This window comes from Gemmatimonadales bacterium, from assembly GCA_019637315.1.
In the GTDB taxonomy this organism is placed as follows: domain Bacteria; phylum Gemmatimonadota; class Gemmatimonadetes; order Gemmatimonadales; family GWC2-71-9; genus SHZU01.
This window is the reverse complement of record JAHBVU010000016.1, coordinates 1-17,455: the sequence shown is the minus strand read 5'-3', so window position 1 is coordinate 17,455 and position 17,455 is coordinate 1. Positions and strand designations below refer to the sequence as shown.

Annotated in this window: 15 protein-coding genes; 14 read left to right on the top strand and 1 reads right to left on the bottom strand. The window is 65.4% G+C overall.

Features of this window, described 5'->3' with window-relative positions; translation table 11 throughout:
• The first annotated feature begins 67 nt into the window (after positions 1–67).
• The 5 genes from KF785_13720 (at position 68) to KF785_13700 (ending at position 5,052) form a co-directional block, all read left to right on the top strand.
• Positions 68–670 (top strand): hypothetical protein, encoded by a 603-nt coding sequence (locus KF785_13720; protein ID MBX3147820.1) that lies wholly within the window; start codon positions 68–70, stop codon positions 668–670.
• An 85-nt stretch (positions 671–755) separates the two neighbouring features.
• Positions 756–3,113, top strand: coding sequence for a copper-translocating P-type ATPase (locus KF785_13715; protein ID MBX3147819.1), 2,358 nt, complete (start codon positions 756–758; stop codon positions 3,111–3,113).
• Positions 3,114–3,199: 86 nt separating this feature from the next.
• Entirely contained in the window at positions 3,200–3,454 is a 255-nt protein-coding gene (locus KF785_13710; GenBank protein MBX3147818.1) for a metal-sensitive transcriptional regulator, read from the top strand.
• Positions 3,455–3,497: 43 nt separating this feature from the next.
• Positions 3,498–4,364: a c-type cytochrome gene (locus KF785_13705; protein ID MBX3147817.1), complete on the top strand. Its 867-nt coding sequence runs from the start codon at positions 3,498–3,500 to the stop codon at positions 4,362–4,364.
• Positions 4,365–4,392: 28 nt separating this feature from the next.
• On the top strand, positions 4,393–5,052 hold the full coding sequence (locus tag KF785_13700) for a hypothetical protein (GenBank protein MBX3147816.1): 660 nt from the start codon (positions 4,393–4,395) through the stop codon (positions 5,050–5,052).
• Between the two features lie 14 nt (positions 5,053–5,066).
• Here the strand turns inward: KF785_13700 and KF785_13695 are convergent, their stop codons facing one another.
• Positions 5,067–5,495: an RNA-binding S4 domain-containing protein gene (locus KF785_13695; protein MBX3147815.1), complete on the bottom strand. Its 429-nt coding sequence runs from the start codon at positions 5,493–5,495 to the stop codon at positions 5,067–5,069.
• Between the two features lie 150 nt (positions 5,496–5,645).
• On the opposite strand from KF785_13695, the gene KF785_13690 reads away from it, so the two are divergent.
• The 9 genes from KF785_13690 to KF785_13650 form a co-directional block, all read left to right on the top strand.
• Entirely contained in the window at positions 5,646–7,304 is a 1,659-nt protein-coding gene (locus tag KF785_13690; protein ID MBX3147814.1) for a PAS domain-containing protein, read from the top strand.
• Complete coding sequence (locus tag KF785_13685; GenBank protein MBX3147813.1) at positions 7,301–8,683, top strand: sigma-54-dependent Fis family transcriptional regulator; 1,383 nt, start codon at positions 7,301–7,303, stop codon at positions 8,681–8,683. Before KF785_13690 ends, KF785_13685 begins: the two co-directional genes overlap by 4 nt.
• On the top strand, positions 8,676–9,401 hold the full coding sequence (locus KF785_13680) for a class I SAM-dependent methyltransferase (protein ID MBX3147812.1): 726 nt from the start codon (positions 8,676–8,678) through the stop codon (positions 9,399–9,401). The genes KF785_13685 and KF785_13680 overlap by 8 nt, the downstream gene beginning before the upstream one ends.
• Entirely contained in the window at positions 9,398–10,123 is a 726-nt protein-coding gene (locus tag KF785_13675; GenBank protein MBX3147811.1) for a glycosyltransferase family 2 protein, read from the top strand. Before KF785_13680 ends, KF785_13675 begins: the two co-directional genes overlap by 4 nt.
• Positions 10,123–12,114 (top strand): hypothetical protein, encoded by a 1,992-nt coding sequence (locus KF785_13670; protein ID MBX3147810.1) that lies wholly within the window; start codon positions 10,123–10,125, stop codon positions 12,112–12,114. The genes KF785_13675 and KF785_13670 overlap by 1 nt, the downstream gene beginning before the upstream one ends.
• A 533-nt stretch (positions 12,115–12,647) precedes the next feature.
• Positions 12,648–13,352, top strand: coding sequence for an ABC transporter ATP-binding protein (locus tag KF785_13665; GenBank protein MBX3147809.1), 705 nt, complete (start codon positions 12,648–12,650; stop codon positions 13,350–13,352).
• Positions 13,353–13,354: 2 nt separating this feature from the next.
• Positions 13,355–14,761 (top strand): DUF3526 domain-containing protein, encoded by a 1,407-nt coding sequence (locus tag KF785_13660; GenBank protein MBX3147808.1) that lies wholly within the window; start codon positions 13,355–13,357, stop codon positions 14,759–14,761.
• Positions 14,758–16,200, top strand: coding sequence for a DUF3526 domain-containing protein (locus KF785_13655; GenBank protein MBX3147807.1), 1,443 nt, complete (start codon positions 14,758–14,760; stop codon positions 16,198–16,200). Before KF785_13660 ends, KF785_13655 begins: the two co-directional genes overlap by 4 nt.
• Positions 16,197–17,455 (top strand): carbohydrate binding family 9 domain-containing protein (locus tag KF785_13650; GenBank protein ID MBX3147806.1); only part of this gene is annotated, 1,259 nt, incomplete at its 3' end. The genes KF785_13655 and KF785_13650, both read left to right, overlap by 4 nt.

The window sequence follows — 17,455 nt, the reverse complement described above, 5'->3', positions numbered from 1 at the left end:
AGCGCGGGTCTTATCTTCCAGCCGGGGAAAACGGCGGGTCATCGAAACAGTCAGAGGGGGAGAGTCCATGGGGGCGAGCAACAACCGATCCGTGCGGGCCAGTCTCGCAATCGTGATCGGACTGGTCATGGCGGCGCCGGCCGCCGCGCAGAACAAGGGTGTCGAACTCAACGGCTTTGCCGGGCTCTATGCGCCGCTGGACGTGAACGGTCGCGAAGGGTCTCGGGAGGCGGTACGGCGCGGCTCGCTCGCCTTTGGTGGGCGCCTGGGCTACTGGTCCGGCGGCCTCCTCGGTTTTGAGGCGGTTGGGGCGTTCTCGCAGGCCCGGATGCGGGTGACCCTCAACAATGGGGGGCAGTTTGCCCGGGGCACCTATTTCGGGGCAGGTGGCGGCAAGTTGATGCTCAACCTGACGCCGAAGAGTTCGCTGCTCGGTCTGGCCATCGGGGGCGGGCCGGCTCTCGTGATGTTCGGGAAGTCGGTCACCGCGGCCAATGAGAAAGACTCCTACGTGGGCGGCGTGGCCGGAGCCACCCTTCGTCTCAACGTCGGGCAGAATGTCGCCCTCCGTGGCGACGCGGAAGACTTTCTGTACAGCGCGGATTTCGGGCTCGGCAAGAAGTTGCGTCATGACATTCTGTTGAGCGGCGGCATTTCGATTCAGTTTTAGTCGTCCTATGGGCGGGTTCCTTGCGAGCCCGCCCTTCGTTTTGCCAGGGGTTGTATAGGGTAGGGGGGTATGCTATCGTTCGATCATGTCTGACACTGTCACTCTTTCCGTTCAAGGCATGACCTGCGCGGCCTGTCAGGGGCGGGTTCAGCGGTCGCTCGACCGGACTCCTGGGGTCGAATCGGCCTCGGTCAACCTGATGACCCACGCCGCGACCGTGCAGTTCGACCCGGCCGCCGTCTCCCCGAACCGGTTGATCGAGGTCATCGAGGCTTCCGGCTATGGCGCGACGCTGCCGGCGGTCGACGAGACGGCAGAGGCGGCCGAACGGGCGCTCGACCATGCCCAGGACCGCGAGTACCGGTCCTACCGCACCAAGGCACTGATCAGTCTCGCGCTTGGCGCAATTGCGATGCTGGTATCGATGCCGTTGATGGCGACGGGCGGGCACCACGGCGCCGTCGACCCGATCATGGCGTGGGCCGACCGGGTCATCGGGGGGCCGCTGGCGGCGTGGTTTCCGGCGCTTTATGCCGCCCCGGCCGACCTGCTTCGCTGGAGCCTGCTGGGCATGACCGTGCCGGTAGTGGCCTGGGCAGGACGTCACTTCTACACCCGAGCCTGGACGGCACTGCGCCACCGGACCGCCAACATGAACACCCTGGTGGCGCTGGGCACCGGGGCGGCGTTTCTGCTCAGTCTGGTTGCGACGGTGGCCCCCGACGTCTACCTGACGCGCGGCCTGATGGCCGACGTCTACTACGAAGCCGTGATCCTGATTCTCGGCTTTCTGCTGGCCGGGCAGGCGCTCGAAGCGCGCGCCAAGCGGCAAACCGGTCGCGCCATTCGCAGCCTGATCGATCTCAGTCCCAAGCAGGCCCGGGTAATTCGCAATGGGCTCGAAATCGAAGTTCCTCTCGATCAGGTCGTCGTCGGCGATCGGGTCGTCATTCGTCCCGGCGAGCGGGTGCCGGTCGATGGTGTGATTCGATCGGGCACGACTGCGGTCGACGAGTCGATGGTCACGGGTGAACCGTTGCCGGTGTCGCGCGGTCCGGGCGAGTCGATGATCGGGGGAACCATCAACCGGACGGGCAGTGTCACCCTCGAAACGACGGCGATCGGATCGGCCACGGTGCTGGCGCGAATCGTCAAGCTGATGCGGGATGCGCAGGCAACGCGGGCCCCGATTCAGCGTTTGGCCGACCGGATCAGTGCCGTCTTCGTACCTGTTGTCGTGGCAATTGCCGTCGTCACCTTCGTCGCCTGGTTCGTACTGGTCGACGACGCGGCATTTGTGCGGGCCATGACTGCAGCCATCTCGGTGCTGATCATTGCCTGCCCCTGCGCCATGGGACTGGCGGTTCCGACAGCCGTGATGGTTGCTACCGGCAAGGGTGCTGAGCTTGGGGTGCTCATCAAAGGGGGCGAGGCGCTCGAACGGGCGCAGGCGCTCGACACGGTGATTCTCGACAAGACCGGGACGATTACGCAGGGCCGTCCCGATGTCGCGGCGGTGGTGGCGGCCGAGGCCGGGAGCGAGGATGAGGTCCTGACCATGGCGGCTGCGCTCGAGAAGGGATCCGAGCATCCGCTGGGCGAGGCGATCGTTCGCCACGCCGAGGCTGGCGGTCGGGTGCTCGCAGGTGCGGAGCAGTTCGAGGCGATTGCCGGGAAGGGCGCGGTGGGGCTGGTCGATGGTCGCGCCGTGGCGGTGGGGAATGCGAAGCTGATGGACGACTACGGCTTGCGGGTCGCCCCGCTCGGTGAGGATGCGGCCCTCCTGGCCGGGCAGGGCGCCACGGTGAGCTATGTCGCCGTCGACGGGCAGTTGGTGGGGCTGATTGCCGTCGCCGATCGACCGCGCGAGAGCTCACGCGCTGCGGTTGAGCGGCTTCGGGGCATGGGCCTCGAGGTCGTGATGCTGACGGGCGATGCGGAGCGAACGGCGCGTGCGGTAGCCGCTCAGGTTGGGATCGACGACGTGATGGCCGATCGTTTGCCGGATCAGAAGATCGAGGAGGTCTCGCGGCGTCAGCGGGCGGGTCGGGTGGTGGCCATGGTGGGCGACGGCATCAACGATGCGCCCGCGCTGGTCCAGGCCGATGTCGGGCTCGTGATGGGGTCGGGAACCGACATTGCCATCGAGGCCGGCGACATGACTCTGATGCGCGCCGACCTCGACGCCGTTGCGGATGCGGTGGCGTTGTCGCGGCGGACGGTGCGGACGATGCGTGAGAACCTGTTCTGGGCGTTCATCTACAATGTGGTCGGTATTCCGATTGCGGCCGGAGTCCTCTACCCGGTATTCGGGCTGCAGCTCAGTCCGATCATTGCGAGTGCCGCGATGGCATTGTCGTCGGTGAGCGTGGTGTCCAATTCCCTCCGGCTGCGGGGCTGGTGGCCGCGCAGCCGGAGGGTACCTGAAGGAGCGGTGGCATGACGGAACCAATCGAGGCAGCCGAATGCGGCTGTGCGGCGCAGCCCGGCGACGGGCGCAAGGCCATCGCGGTCGACCCCGAACGCAAGATGCGCAACCTCAAGCGGCTGCGGCGGATCGAAGGGCAGGTCCGCGGTTTGGCCCGGATGGTCGAGGAGGAGCGATACTGCGCCGACATCATGACGCAGATTGCGTCGGTGCATGAGGCGCTCCGGTCGGTGGGTCGCGAGCTGATGCGGAACCATCTCCGGCACTGCGCCACGCATGCGATCCGCGCCGACGGCGCCAAAGCCGATGCGATGTACGACGAGCTGATCGATCTGATCTACAGTCATTCTCGCTGACGCCGCAGTTGTGCGGTCCTCGAGCGGTCCGTAGCTTGAATGCATGCGCCGAACCACATTCTGTCTCGTCCTGGCGGGGCTGGCGGCGTGCGGGTCGCCTCCCGAAGCGGCTCCACCGGTAGCGGAGGCGCTCGCCTTCCGGGTCCCCACCGATGCCGAGATTCCCGAGGGACCGGTTGGCGTCTCGATTCGGCGGGGCCGGGCCATCCTGGCCTCGACGCGCGACAGCCTCCCCGACTACGTCGGGAACCGCCTCAACTGCACCAGCTGCCACCTCGAGAACGGGACGCTTCCCCATGCAGCGCCCTGGGTCGGGATCTACAGCAGGTTCCCCCAGTACCGGTCTCGGAACGCCAAGGTCAATCTGATCGAGGACCGGATCAACGACTGCTTCGAGCGAAGCCTGGTGGGGAAGGGTCTACCTCGGGATGGTCGGGATATGACCGATATCATCGCATATATGGCATTCCTCTCACGCGACGTTGCTCCGCCGGGGGAGGTTCCGGGGCAGGGGTTCCGTCAATTGGAGCCACTGGTACCCGATACCGTACGCGGCCGCCTGTTGTATGTCCAGCAGTGCGCCCGCTGTCACGGGGCCAATGGGGAGGGCATGGTCAACCCGCATCCAGACAGCTTCCCGGCGTACTATCCGCCGCTCTGGGGTGCCGAGTCCTATTCGATCGGCGCGGGTATGGCGCGGCTTCGCACGGCAGCCGCCTTCCTTCGGGCTAATATGCCTTTTGACGCCAAGGGGTCGCTGAGCGACCAGGAGGCGTTCGACATTGCGGGGTACATGGTGTCCCGATCTCGGCCCGACTTTGCGCGTAAGGCCGAGGACTGGCCCAAGGGAGATCCTCCCCCGGATGTAGCATATCCGACCAAGGCCGGCAGAGCGCCGGCCGGTCGTTAGCACGCGCCGCGGCGCGAAGGAGGAACCGATGCTGTTCGAACGGATCAAGCGACGAGGGTTTCTGGCCGGACTGGGTACTCTCGCTGCGGGGGCGGTAGCGGCCGACCCGGTCGGCGCGCAGCAGCCGAAGGTGCATGAGGCGGATCGCTGGGTTCTCGGTGTCAAAGGCAGCCATCGGCAGCTCTTCGACTTCAATGCCCATGGCGGGGGCTTGCCGCTGATCCACATGCACAACTTCATCGAGACCCTCAAATCGGTCTACCAGGTGCCGGGCTCCGACATCAGCGTGGTCGGGACGTTCTATGGGGGGACGGTCCCGCTGGCTTGGAACGATGCCATGTGGGCCAAGTACAACGCCGGGGCCGCGCTTGGGATCGAGGATCCGGCTACCAAGCAACCGCTGGTCCGGAACTGGTTCAACCGACCCGCCGAGGGTGATCCGGTCTTCATGAACGGCTACTTCAGGGACGCCAACATTGCGAGCCTGCACAGCCGCGGGGCGACCTTCCTCTTGTGCAACAACGCGCTGCGGGTCTGGGTAAGCCGCTTGGCGGGCAGCGGCGGGAACGCCGCTGCCATCGACGCGGAGTTGCGTGCGAACCTGCTCCCCGGGGTGGTCGTCGTGCCGGCGATGGTGGTGGCGTTCGAGGTGGCTCATCGCCACGGTTTGACGTACTCGCGGACCTAGCGGTCGGGCGGGAGCTATTCCCGCCCCTTCCATCGTTCGATGGCACGACGCTGCTTCTTGGTTGGCCGCCCGGCTCCGTCGTAGAAAATGGGGTTCTGCAGGCGGAGCCGGTCGGCAACGGTCTGGCGCGCGGCCAGGCTTTCCGGCGTTTCGAGATACAGGGTGGCCGCCACGCTGGCAGATCCGCGGCGTTCGGCCAGCCCTTTGACCTCGAGGTCGTGGCGATAGGGGCCGTTGCGGAGACTGATCCGATCGCCGACGCGGACCAGCTTGCTGCGCTTTGCCGGAGACTCGTTGAGCTCGACCTTGCCACCATCCACGGCTGCGGCTGCGAGCGTCCTGGTCTTGTAGAATCGTGCGGCCCAGAGCCAGAGGTCGAGCCGGACCCCGCCTGGCGCAGGGGGTTCGGGTTCTAGTGCGCTCGTTGTCGGCCGTTTTGTCACCTTGCTGCCTCGTGCCCGCCCTGGCGTTCCTATTAACTTAGCAGGTTGCCACCGAATCCGAATGCGGATATGACCCAACGGGGACCTTCGGAGCCAGTCTTCCAGACACGCGCGTCTGACCGGTCCGACGAGGTTCTGGTCGACGCTCGCGTGAGCCTGCCCGGCTTTCCGGTTCTGGTGCGCTGGCTGCTGGTTGGGCGGACCGTGCTGGCGGTGCTGACGCTGGTTCAGGCGGCACTCGCCTTTTCGCGAGCGCCCGAGTCGGTCGACGGGGATGCCGCGCGATACGTTGCGTTCCTTGCCGTCATTACGGTGCTGCTGGCGTTGGCGGTAACCGGCTATGCCGCGTATGTGGTTTTCGTTAGGCGAGGCCGGCCCGGGCTCGGGTTCCTGCAGACGCAGGCCGCGATGGATCTGCTCCTGGTTACGGCGCTGGTTCACTTTGCCGGTGCGGAGCAGAGCGGCTGGGCAGCCCTTTATGTGCTGGTGATCGCGATGTACGGCCTGATGATGCCGCTCAGGTCCGGGATCGTGATGGCGGTGTTCGGGTCGGTCCTGTTCCTGGCCAACGCGAGCTGGGCCTATCCGGAGCGCGCCACCGCCCCCGGGCTCTGGGGCCAGGTCCTGGTTTTCACCCTCGTCTTCGTCTTCGTCACGTTCCTCGGCCAGCGGCTCCGCCGAGTGGCCGAAGAGCAGACCCAGCTCGAGAGTGAGCTGGAGCAGGTTCGGTTTCAGGCCGACGAGATTCTCCGGAACATCCGGTCCGGGGTGCTGACCGTGAACGGGCGGGGCGAACTGGCCTTCATTAACCCGACGGCGGAGGCGATTCTCGATCTCTCAGAAGATTGGCTGGGCCGGCCGATACTGGAGACGTTGGAAGAGCGTGCCCCCGAGCTTCACCAGGCGGTGACGGCAGGGATCGAGACCGGGCGGCGGGTGCCGCGTGCGGAGGGCCAGGTTCGGCGGCCGAGTGGCCGGGCGTTTCCGATCGGGCTGAGCACCACCACGTTCCGGCGTGAGTCCGAGACAGTTCCGTCGGTGACGGCGATTTTTACGGACATCTCGGATGCGCAGCACCTCCGTGAGCTCCACCTGCGGGCCGAGCGGTTGGAGGCGGTGGCCGCGTTGTCGGCATCGCTGGCGCACGAGATTCGGAATCCGCTGGCATCGATCCGGAGCGCTGTCGAGCAGCTGGTTCGGTCCGGGAGCGCCGACCCGGACGAGCGGATCCTCGGTGATCTGGTGTTGCGGGAGAGCGATCGCCTGAGTCGGTTGCTGGGCGAGTTTCTGGACTTTTCCCGGGTGCGGGCCAGCCATTTTCGAATGGTCAACTTACTTGCGGTTACGACGGATGCGGCGCGGTTGGTTCGGGAGCATCCCGACTTCGGTTCCGGCGTCGAGCTGATCGTCACTGGCGGACCGGTGCTGGTGCAAGCGGACGAAGACCTGGTGCATCGGATCGTCTGGAACCTGATGCTAAATGCCGTCCAGGCATTGCACGGGCCCGGTCGGGTCGAGGTGACGATCGATGTACCGCCCTCGGGGGAATTGCCCAGCGGGTCGGAGTTCGAGCAGGCGGTACGACTTCGGGTGTCGGACAACGGGCCCGGGATCGATCCGGAAATTCGGGATCGCCTGTTCGAGCCCTTTGCCTCGGGGCGTCCGGGCGGCAGCGGACTCGGCCTAGCAATCGTTCAGCGCGCCGTCGAATCGCATCGTGGTCTCGTGCTGGTCGACTCGGAGTCTGGACAGGGCACCACATTTACCATTTTGCTGCACGCGAAGATGACGATGGAGGACGCGGCATGAGTCAGCAACCCTCGATCCTGATTGTGGACGACGAATCCGGAATCCTGGACACTCTTCGGATTCTGCTTCGCAAAGAGGGATTCGAGATTACCACGGCGCAGGGCGGTAAGGCTGGCCTGGAGCAGATCCGGGCCGGCAATCATGACATCGTCCTGACGGACGTCCGGATGCCTCAGGTCAGCGGGCTCGACATCCTGCAGGCCGCCAAGGATCAGGATGCCATGACACCGGTCATCCTGATGACCGCGCAGGCATCGCTGCAGACGGCAGTCGCGGCAGTCAATGCCGGGGCGTTCTACTATATCCAGAAGCCGTTTTCCAACGACGAGCTGTTGGCCATCTTGCGACGCGCGTGTGAGTTCCGCCAGGTGCGTGTCGAGAACCGCCTGCTCCGTCAGGACATCCGGCGTCGCGGCAACGACCGCCCGTCGGTGTCGCGCCCGATCGGCAAGTCGCGCCGGTTTCTCGACGTGCTGCGTTTGGCCGAGGTGGTGGCGCCAACGGATTCGACGGTGCTGATCCAGGGTGAGAGCGGCACGGGTAAAGAGGTGCTGGCCCGCTACATCCACAACCTGTCGACTCGTGCCGATGGGCCATTCCTCTCGATCAACTGCGGCGCCTTGCCGGAGAACCTGCTCGAGAGCGAACTGTTCGGCCATGTGAAGGGCTCATTTACCGGCGCGGTGCGTGACAAGCAGGGCCTCTTTGCCGCGGCGAGGGGTGGAACGTTCTTCATGGACGAAGTCGGCGAAATGCCGCCCTCACTCCAGATCAAGTTGCTGCGCGTGCTGCAGGAGCGGGAGGTCATTCCTGTCGGCGCCACCGAGGCAATCCCGGTCGACGTCCGGATTGTGGCCGCCACCAATCGGGATCTCGAGGAAGAGGTCCGGCGCGGTCACTTTCGATCGGACCTGTTCTATCGCCTCAACGTGATTGCGCTCGACTTGCCCGCCTTGCGGGAGCGGCGTGACGATCTGATCCTGCTGATCGACGCCTTCCTCCAGGATTTGAGCGTCGAGCGGAGCGACAACCCGAGAGCCTTGTCCTCTGAAGCGCTGGATGCCGTGATGGTCTACGACTGGCCTGGCAACGTTCGGGAGTTGCAGAACGCACTCGAACATGCCGTGGTGTTGTCCAAGGGAGATGTGATCGATCCGACGGCTCTGCCCGAGCGGATCACCCGCCGGCGCCGTGAGCCGCTGATTGCGGAGCGTTCCTCGCCCAATCCGTCGCTCGAGATCGTGGAGCGCGCCTATATCATGTGGGTGCTGCAGTCCGAGGGCGGCAACAAGACTCGCGCTGCTGAGGTATTGGGGATCGACCCGTCGACGCTCTATCGCAAGCTATCGCGCTATGAGGAGCAGAGCGCCAGTGCCTGAGCGGCTTGCACCCGGCGACCAGGCCGGTGCGGAGACGCTCGAGATCATGGCGGCGGCTCCGAACTACAACACCTGGATGTACGACGCGATTGCGCCGTACCTGGGTCGGAGCGTGCTCGAGGTTGGTTCGGGGATCGGGAACATGTCGGAGCAGATGCTCAAGCGCGGCGTCGATCGCCTGGTGCTGACCGACATGGACCCGTGGTATCGCGAGCAGTTGGCGTCCAGGTTTGCGGACCGACCGGAGGTGCGGGTCGACTCGCTGATGCTGCCTGATCCCGACGCGGCAGCACGCTTTCGCGATGATCGACTCGACACGATCGTGGCGCTCAACGTCGTCGAGCACATCGAAGACGACATCGGCGCACTCCAGACTATGCGCGGCATGCTGGTGCCCGGGGGTCGGATCGTCATCCTGGTGCCTGCGCTCCAAGCCATATACGGCGAGATGGATCGCGAGCTGGGGCACTTCCGCCGCTACGGCAAGCGAGGTTTGGCCGAGGTCTTTCGACGGGCCGGTTTTCGCGTGGACCACATGGCGTGGTGGAATCGGGTCGGGGTGGCGGGCTGGTGGTTCAACGGTCGGATCCGCAAGGTGAGTCGGATTCCGCTCGGTCAGCTGGAGCGCTTCGACCGGCTGGTACCGTTGCTCCGGCTGGAGCGGTACCTGCCGCTTCCGTTCGGTCAGTCATTGATTGCAATCGGGAGTCCGGCATGAACGAACTGCCGAAGCTCAGCGTGATCGTTCCGGTCTACAACGAGAAGGCCACGCTGCGTATCATCATCGATCGACTCCACGCCATTCCCCTGCCGATGGAGATCATTGCCGTCAACGATCGCTCCACCGACGGCAGCAGCGAAATCCTCGATGAGCTCAAAGCGCAGGGGTTGGTCGACGTGCTGGTGCACCAGCCGGTCAACCGTGGCAAGGGCTACGCGATTCGCACCGGCATCAAGCATGCGACGGGCGACGTCATTGTGATCCAGGATGCCGACCTCGAGTACGACCCGGCCGAGTTTGGTCGACTGTTGAGCCCGATCCTGGAGGGAAAGGCGGATGCGGTGTTCGGGTCCCGCTTCCTGGGCGGCGAGCGGCGCGTCTTGTACTTCTGGCACTCGATCGGCAACCAGTTGCTCACGTTGGTCTCCAACATGTTCACGAATCTCAATCTTACGGACATGGAGACCTGCTATAAGATGGTGCGGGCGCCGATCATGAAGTCGTTGATCCTGACGACCGATCGCTTCGGGTTCGAGCCGGAGCTCACGGCGCGGTTGGCACAGGCCAAGGCGCGGATCTGGGAGATTCAGATCTCGTACTCCGGCCGCACCTATGAAGAAGGCAAGAAGATCGGCTGGAAAGACGGGGTTGCCGCCTTCTTTCATATCGTTCGCTTCAATCTCTTTCCTCCCAGAAAACGGCCGGCGGACACGCCGTGATGTCTGCCGCCTCGATCCGGCGCGTCGTCGTCGTGCTGATCGGGGTGGCCAGCCTGCTCCCGATTGCCGACCTCGTGTCGGGCGGTCCGGCCAATGCCGGGTACGCCGACACTGCGGGCGGTTGGCTGTCCGGAGGGGCCATCGTTGTTGGCGGTGGGATCGTTCTCGCAATGCTGTCGGAGCGCCTGCCCTGGCTCTGGAACCCTGGGGCCCTGGGCCGTGCCCTTCGGCAGCTCGATCCGGTCTCGGCCCCGGTCCTGCTGGGCGTTGGTGCTGTGGCAACGGTCGTTTATGTGGTGATCGCCCGCGTCGTGTTCGATGGCCTGCCGCTCCATATCGATGAGGTCGTGCAGGCGTACCAGGCGCGCATGTACATCGCTGGGCGCACCTGGTTACCGGTGCCCGATGATGCCGCGCTGACGAGCATCATGCATCTCGTCGAGCACGAGGGCCGTCGGTTCGGGCACTTTCCGCCGGGCGGACCGCTCTGGCTCGTGCTTGGTGAGCTGGTGCGGGCGCCCTGGCTGGCGGTACCGATTGCGGGTGGTATGGCGGTGACGGCCTGGGGCCTGCTCCTGCGACAGGTCGAGTCCCGGCCATCGGTTCGCGCCGGCGCACTCCTCCTCTTTGCCTTTGCGCCGATGCCGGCGTTTCTCGCCGGCTCCCACATGAACCATACGACAGTGCTGATGGCGGTGCTGTTCGGCGCGGTCGGTCTCTTTGGAATGCTGGCGGCGCCGGGCAGGGTCATGCCGGGCTTGCTGGCAGGGGCTGCGTTCGGTTTTGCCGCGATCGTGCGTCCTGCTGATGCGCTGGCTTGGGGCGCACCTGCCGGCATCTGGCTTCTGATCAAAGCGCGGTCCGACCGACGCCTGGTACGCAGTATCGGGGTTGCCATTGTGGCGGGGCTCGTGCCGCTGCTCGTGGCCGGCTGGGTGCAGCTCGAGACCACCGGATCGCCGTTTCGGTCGGCGTATGCGCTCATGTGGGGTCCGAACGTCGGGCTGGGCTTTCATCCGGCGCCGTGGGGTCCTGACCATACGGTGCTGCGCGGGTTCGAGCTGCTGTCGGTCTATCTCTACCGACTCAACGTCTACCTCTTCGAGTTTCCGATTCCCTCGCTGTTGCCGGCGCTCGTTGCGCTGGCGCTGGCGCCTCGGCTCGCGTCGCCAGACCGGTATCTGCTCGCGGCAGTGAGCGGGGTTCTCGTGCTCTACTTTGCCTACTGGTTCGACGGTTTCTATCTCGGCCCGCGCTTCATGGCCACCCTCGCCCCTGTGGCGGCGCTCTGGACCGCCCGGCTGCCTGGCCTGATCGAGGGGTGGGTCGGCCAGGGGCGCGCCGTGCGAGGGGTTGGGTTCGGTCTCGGCCTGGCGGTGATTCTAGCCGGGCTGACCGGGGTACCGGTGCGGGCAACGCAGCACAGCCATGCGATGCAGTCGATGCGCTGGAATCCGGATGCGCTGGCGGCGGCGGCCGGAGTCAGCAACGCCACGATTCTCGTTCGGGAGAGCTGGGGCGCGCAGACTCTGGCTCGGCTCTGGGCGCTTGGCGTATCCCGTCCGGATGCGGAGCGGCTGTATCGCAACATCGATACCTGCGTACTCGACGGGGTCATCCGGGACCTCGACGCGGCGCAGGTCGCTCCAGCAGTGGCGCTGGCGCGCCTGGCGCCGCTGCAGGCGGACTCCGCGCGTCTGATCGCGTCGCCGCTTTCGCCGGACACGACCGAGCGGGCCTTGCCCGGGGCGCAGTACGGGGCGCGGTGTATCGCGCGGTTCAACGAGGATCGTGCGGGGTTTGCCGTCTTTCCGCCGGCGCTGCTCTCGCGTCGACCTGACCTCACCTTCGTGCGCGATCTGCAGGAGCGGAGTGCTGCGGCGGTCCGATCGGGCGGCACCGGTGGGGTGTATCTCCTCCGGCGACATCCAGACTCTGGACAAATGGTGCTCGAGCCGGTCTCCCGGGATTCGGTGACTTCTCTTCGGTAGTCCCCGTCTCTCCACAGGGCACCACCTGCGGTTGCGCGCCCGCACTATTGACACGGGCCTTTCTTTTCAGTATCAATAACGCAATATCATTCTCGAAGCAGGCTTGCTTCATGGTTCCAGCGTACCACCGTCGGATGCGACTCTCCAGGCTGCGTCGAATCGCGTTAGCGATTCGGCTCGTCCTGTTGGTTGCGTTCGGCTGGTCGGCCACTGCGGGATCTGTGCACCGTGCTCACGATCTGTCGACCGGCCACCACTGTGCGGTGTGCGTCGCTGGTCATGCGCTGGGCGTTGCACTACCAGGATCTTCCTACGCCTTCACTGAGGGCATGGTCCAGCGGTTTGAGGTTGGGCTGACGGGTTCGACGTCCAGCCGTTCGTACCGTGTGCTCGCTGCACCTGCCCGCGGTCCTCCCGCCACTCTGTAGCACCTCTTCACATCAGCAGATTGCGGCCAGCTGCCGCAGCGCCCCGTTGTTCGCATCGTGGCGTGTCCTCCGCTATCCACCGGTCTACCCGGGGGGAACAACCGCATGCTCGAAGCGATCAATCTCACGAAGTCGTACAACGGCACCGTGGCACTCCACCCGTTGAACCTGACGGTTCGCCCTGGTGAGATCTTCTGCCTCCTAGGTGCCAACGGCGCCGGTAAGACGACGACCATCAATCTGTTTCTCAACTTCGTCGAACCTTCGGGCGGAGTTGCGCGGATCGATGGTGTCGTCGCCTCGGAACGACCCCTCGAGACGAAACGAATGCTGGCCTACATCCCGGAGCAGGTCACCCTGTATCGGCACCTGAGCGGCCTCGAGAATCTCGAGTACTTCTCGGTGCTTGGCGGACAATCCGGATACACGGAGACGGAACTTCTCAACTTCCTCCAGCACGTGGGGCTGGACGAGGACGCGGCCCGGCGGCGGGTCGGGGGGTACTCGAAGGGCATGCGGCAGAAGGTCGGCATTGCCATCGCGATTGCCAAGAAGGCCAAGGCCCTGCTGCTCGACGAGCCAACCAGCGGGCTCGATCCCAAGGCCTCGAACGAGTTCTCGGCCCTGCTTGGCCTGTTGAGCGGGCAGGGGGTCGCGGTCCTGATGGCAACGCACGATCTCTTCCGCGCGAAAGAGTCGGGTCATCGGCTGGGCATCATGAAACAGGGTCGGCTCGTCAGCACCGTGGCTGCGAATGAGATCGGGCACGCCGACCTCGAGCAACTCTACCTCCAGCACATGAGGGACTAGCCATGATCGGAGCAATCGTCAGGAAAGAGATCCGTGAGATGGCTCGCGATGGTCGTTTCCGTGTGGCGGCAGCGACTGTGCTCATTCTCCTGTTGGCTGCGCTGGCGGTGGGCTGGCGGGCGGCATCGTCTGCCCAGGCCGAGCGGAAAGCAGCGGCAGATCTGACGCGGTCGCACTGGGTCAATCAGCCGGCCAAAAACCCACACTCGGCTGCACACTACGGAGTCTATGCTTTCAAGCCGAAGACGCCGCTTGCCTTCGTCGATGACGGCATCGATCCGTATGCGGGTGTGCTGGCGTACCTGGAGGCGCACATTCAGAACGACTTCACCCACCGCCCGGCTGCCGACGGAACCGCTCTCTCGCGATTCGGGGCTCTGACGGCGGCCGGCGTGTTGCAGGTACTCGTTCCGCTCCTGATCGTGGTGCTCGCGGCTGGCACGATTGCCGGCGAGCGGGAGCAGGGGACCTTACGACAGCTCTTGAGCGTCGGCGCTCGGAGTCGCGACCTGGCGATCGGCAAGATGCTCGGCTTGGGTGCCGCGCTGATGCTGTTGCTCGTTCCGGCAACGCTGATCGGCGTCGCGGCCCTGCTGATCGGAACGGATGGCGCGGGGAGCGGGACCCGATTTCTCCTGCTGGCGGGCGTGTATCTCGGGTACTTCGTCGTCTGGATTACCCTGTCGTTCGCGGTGTCGGCGTGGGCGCCGACAACTCGGGCAGCGCTGATCACGCTGCTCGGTCTCTGGATGGTCAACAGCCTGCTGGCACCGAGGGCAGCGACGGACCTCGTACGGCGGCTTCATCCGACGCCGACGGCGCTCGAGTTCCAGCGTAGGCTGGCTGCCGAGCAGCGCGCCGATTCGACCGGCCGGACCTATGCCGAGTATCAGGAAGCGTATCAGCGGGAGGTGTTGGCGCGCTATCGGGTCGACAGCATTGCGGACCTTCCGGTCAACTTCGCTGGAATGAGTCTCGATGCCAGCGAGCGCTGGAGTGACGCGGTCTTCGATCGCAACTACGGCCGCCTGTGGGCAACCTACACCCGACAGGATCGGGCGCGGAGCACCTTCGGGTTTGCCTTTCCCTTTGTGGCGGTGCGTGCCTTATCGCAGGGATTCGCCGGCACCGACTTCTACCACCATCGAGAGTTTGCCGCGGCGGCTGAGCAGTACCGCCGCCACCTCGTTCGGGTGATGAACGAGGATCTCGCTGAGCACGGCAAAGCGGCCGGGTTCCAGTATACCGGTGACCACGCGCTCTGGGCATCGGTCGAGCCCTTCGACTATCAGACTCCTCAGATCGGCTTCGTGCTGGCGCACCATGGTCGTGACCTCGCGGCGCTCGGGGGGTGGCTGGTGTTTGGAATCGGCCTCGCGTTGGTCGGCGCGCGGAGGGTCCGGGTATGAAGGGCGTCTTCGGGCGAATGGTTCGCCATGAATGGCGATCGCTCACGGCGGATCGGACCGTCTGGCTGGTATCGATCATCTTTGGGCTGCTGATCCTGTACGCGGTGGGCAATGGGGTGGGCTGGGTTCGATCGCAGGGGACGGTGCTCGATTCCGTGGAGACGGACAGCCACCGCCGCCTGACCCAGCTTGCTGGTGCGCTCGACTCGATTCCGGCCGACGCGCCACCGCCGGCTGCCTTTGGCCGCGACCCCCGCAGTCCCGCGAGTGTCGGCAATATCGATGGCGCTCAGTTTGCGACCCTGCGCCCGCAGGCGCTGGCTCCGCTCGCGGTCGGCCAGACCGACCTGCTGCCGCAGTACCTCCGCGTCACAATGCGGAGCAAGTTGACGCTGGCGGCCGCTCAGGAGCTCGAAAATCCTTCCAACCTGCTCGAAGGACGCTTCGACCTCGCCTTCGTCGTCGTCTATCTCTTTCCGCTATTCATCCTGGCGCTCGGCTTCAATCTCCTTGCCGCTGAGCGGGAGAGCGGAACGCTTGGAATGATCGCGGCGCAGCCGGTGTCGCTGGCCTCGCACCTTGGCGCCAAGGTGGTGGTCCGGGGTGGCTTCATTCTCGGCCTGGCGATGCTCGTGACGCTGCTCGGCCTGCTACTCACTGGTGCGCTGGCCGGCATGGCGCCCGCGAAACTCGGGCTCTGGTTTCTCGTGCTCGCGGCGTATGGTGCGTTCTGGTTCGCGGTGTCCGTCGTCGTTAATGCCGTGCCGCGATCGTCGGCGGCCAACGCCACCATTCTCGCCGGCGTCTGGCTTCTGCTCGTTGTCGTCGTTCCCGCCGTTGCAGGCACCCTCGTCAACACCCTGCACCCGATGCCATCGCGGGTCGAACTGATCGGTGCGATGCGGACCGCGTCGAACGACGCGAGTGCCCGGGGCGCGCAGCTCTTGGCGCAGGTATACGGGGACCACCCAGACCTCGCTCCGACGGGAACGGTGACGACGGCCGATTTCATGTCGCGCACCTATGCTGTTCAGGAGGAGGTCGACCGACAGCTGGCGCCCCTGGCCGATCGATTCGACGAGCAACTCGGGCGGCAGCATGCGCTTGCCGCTCGGTACCAGCTTGCGAGTCCGGCCCTGGTGGCGTCCTTTGCCCTTGCCGACCTGGCCGGCACCGGCCCGGCCCGGTATCGGCACTGGCGGGATCAGGTGGCGAGCTACCACGAGACGTGGCAGGAGTTCTTCATTCCGCGGGCCTTCCGGCGTGAGTGGCTGGATGCATCGATCTATCCGGCGATTCCGCGCTTTGCGTACACGGAGGAATCCCACAGTGCCGTTCTCGGTCGAGTGGGGGTCGCGCTCCTCGTCCTGCTTCTGCCGACGGTGCTGCTCGCGCTGTATGCCGCGCCGCGACTCAGGCGATATCAGGTCGCGGGATGATCGTGCGGTCGCGGTGCGGGGTGGGGGTGCTGGCTGTCGGGTTGCTGGTGACGGGCAGTCGGGCTGCGGCGGCGCAGAGTGCGGATTCGGCTGCAGCCATGACCATTCGTGCGGAGCGGGCGACTACTCCGATTCGGGTCGATGGTCGCTTGGACGATGCGGCCTGGCACCTTGCCAGCCCGGTGTCGGGCTTTCGTCAGGTCGACCCGGCGCACGGTGCGCCGGCCAGCCTCGATACTGAGGTGCGGATTCTGTTTGACGACCGATACCTCTATGTCGGCGCGACTGCGCGCGATTCGATGGGTCGTGCGGGGGTGCGGGTCGTCAGCCTCGATCGCGATTTCGACTTCTTCTCGAACGACCTGTTCGGAATCACGCTCGACCCGTTTCTCGATCGGCGTAACGCGGTTGGGTTTCAGACCAACCCGCACGGGGTGCAGCGCGATTTGCTCGCCTTCGACGACAACTTGTTTGACCGCGACTGGTCGGCGTCGTGGCGCGTCAGAACCGAGGTGAGCGATTCCGGCTGGACGGCGGAGTTCGCGATTCCCTGGTCGACGCTGCGCTACCGACCGCAGGCGAATGCCTGGGGGGTCAACTTTGTTCGGATCGCCCGTCGGATCAACGAACAGTCCGGGTGGTCTCCCTGGCCGCGGGCAGCAACGAACATGCGAATGGAGTATGCCGGCCGGCTCGAGGGGCTCGAACCGCCGCCACCTTCTCGCAACATTCGGCTGCAGCCATACGCCACAGGTCGTTACCGTCGTACCCAGCTGCCGAGTGGTGCGGTCGACGCCACCGACCCCGAGCTTGGTGGCGACCTCAAATGGGCGGTCACACCGAACACGGTGGTCGATCTTACGGTTAACACGGACTTTGCCGAGGCCGATGTCGACCGGCAGGTCGTAAATCTCAGTCGATTCTCGACGCTGTTTCCCGAACGCCGCCAGTTCTTTCTCGAAGGTGCCGGCCTGTTCGAGACGGGGCGAGAGAGCGGCAATCTTCGGCCGTTCTACTCGCGCCGCATCGGCTTGGACGAGGCAGGGCTTCCGATCCCGATCGATGGGGGGATCCGGCTGGTGCACCGCTCTGGCCGTCGCGGCGCCGGCGGGCTCCTGATGCGTCAGGCTGGAACGGACCGGAGCGGTCCCTCGCACTTCGCATTGGCGAGGTTCAGCCAGAACGTAGGGTCGGGGAATCGGGTTGGTGCGCAGATCATTCACCGACATGACGCCGCTGTGTCAGGGTCGCCGGC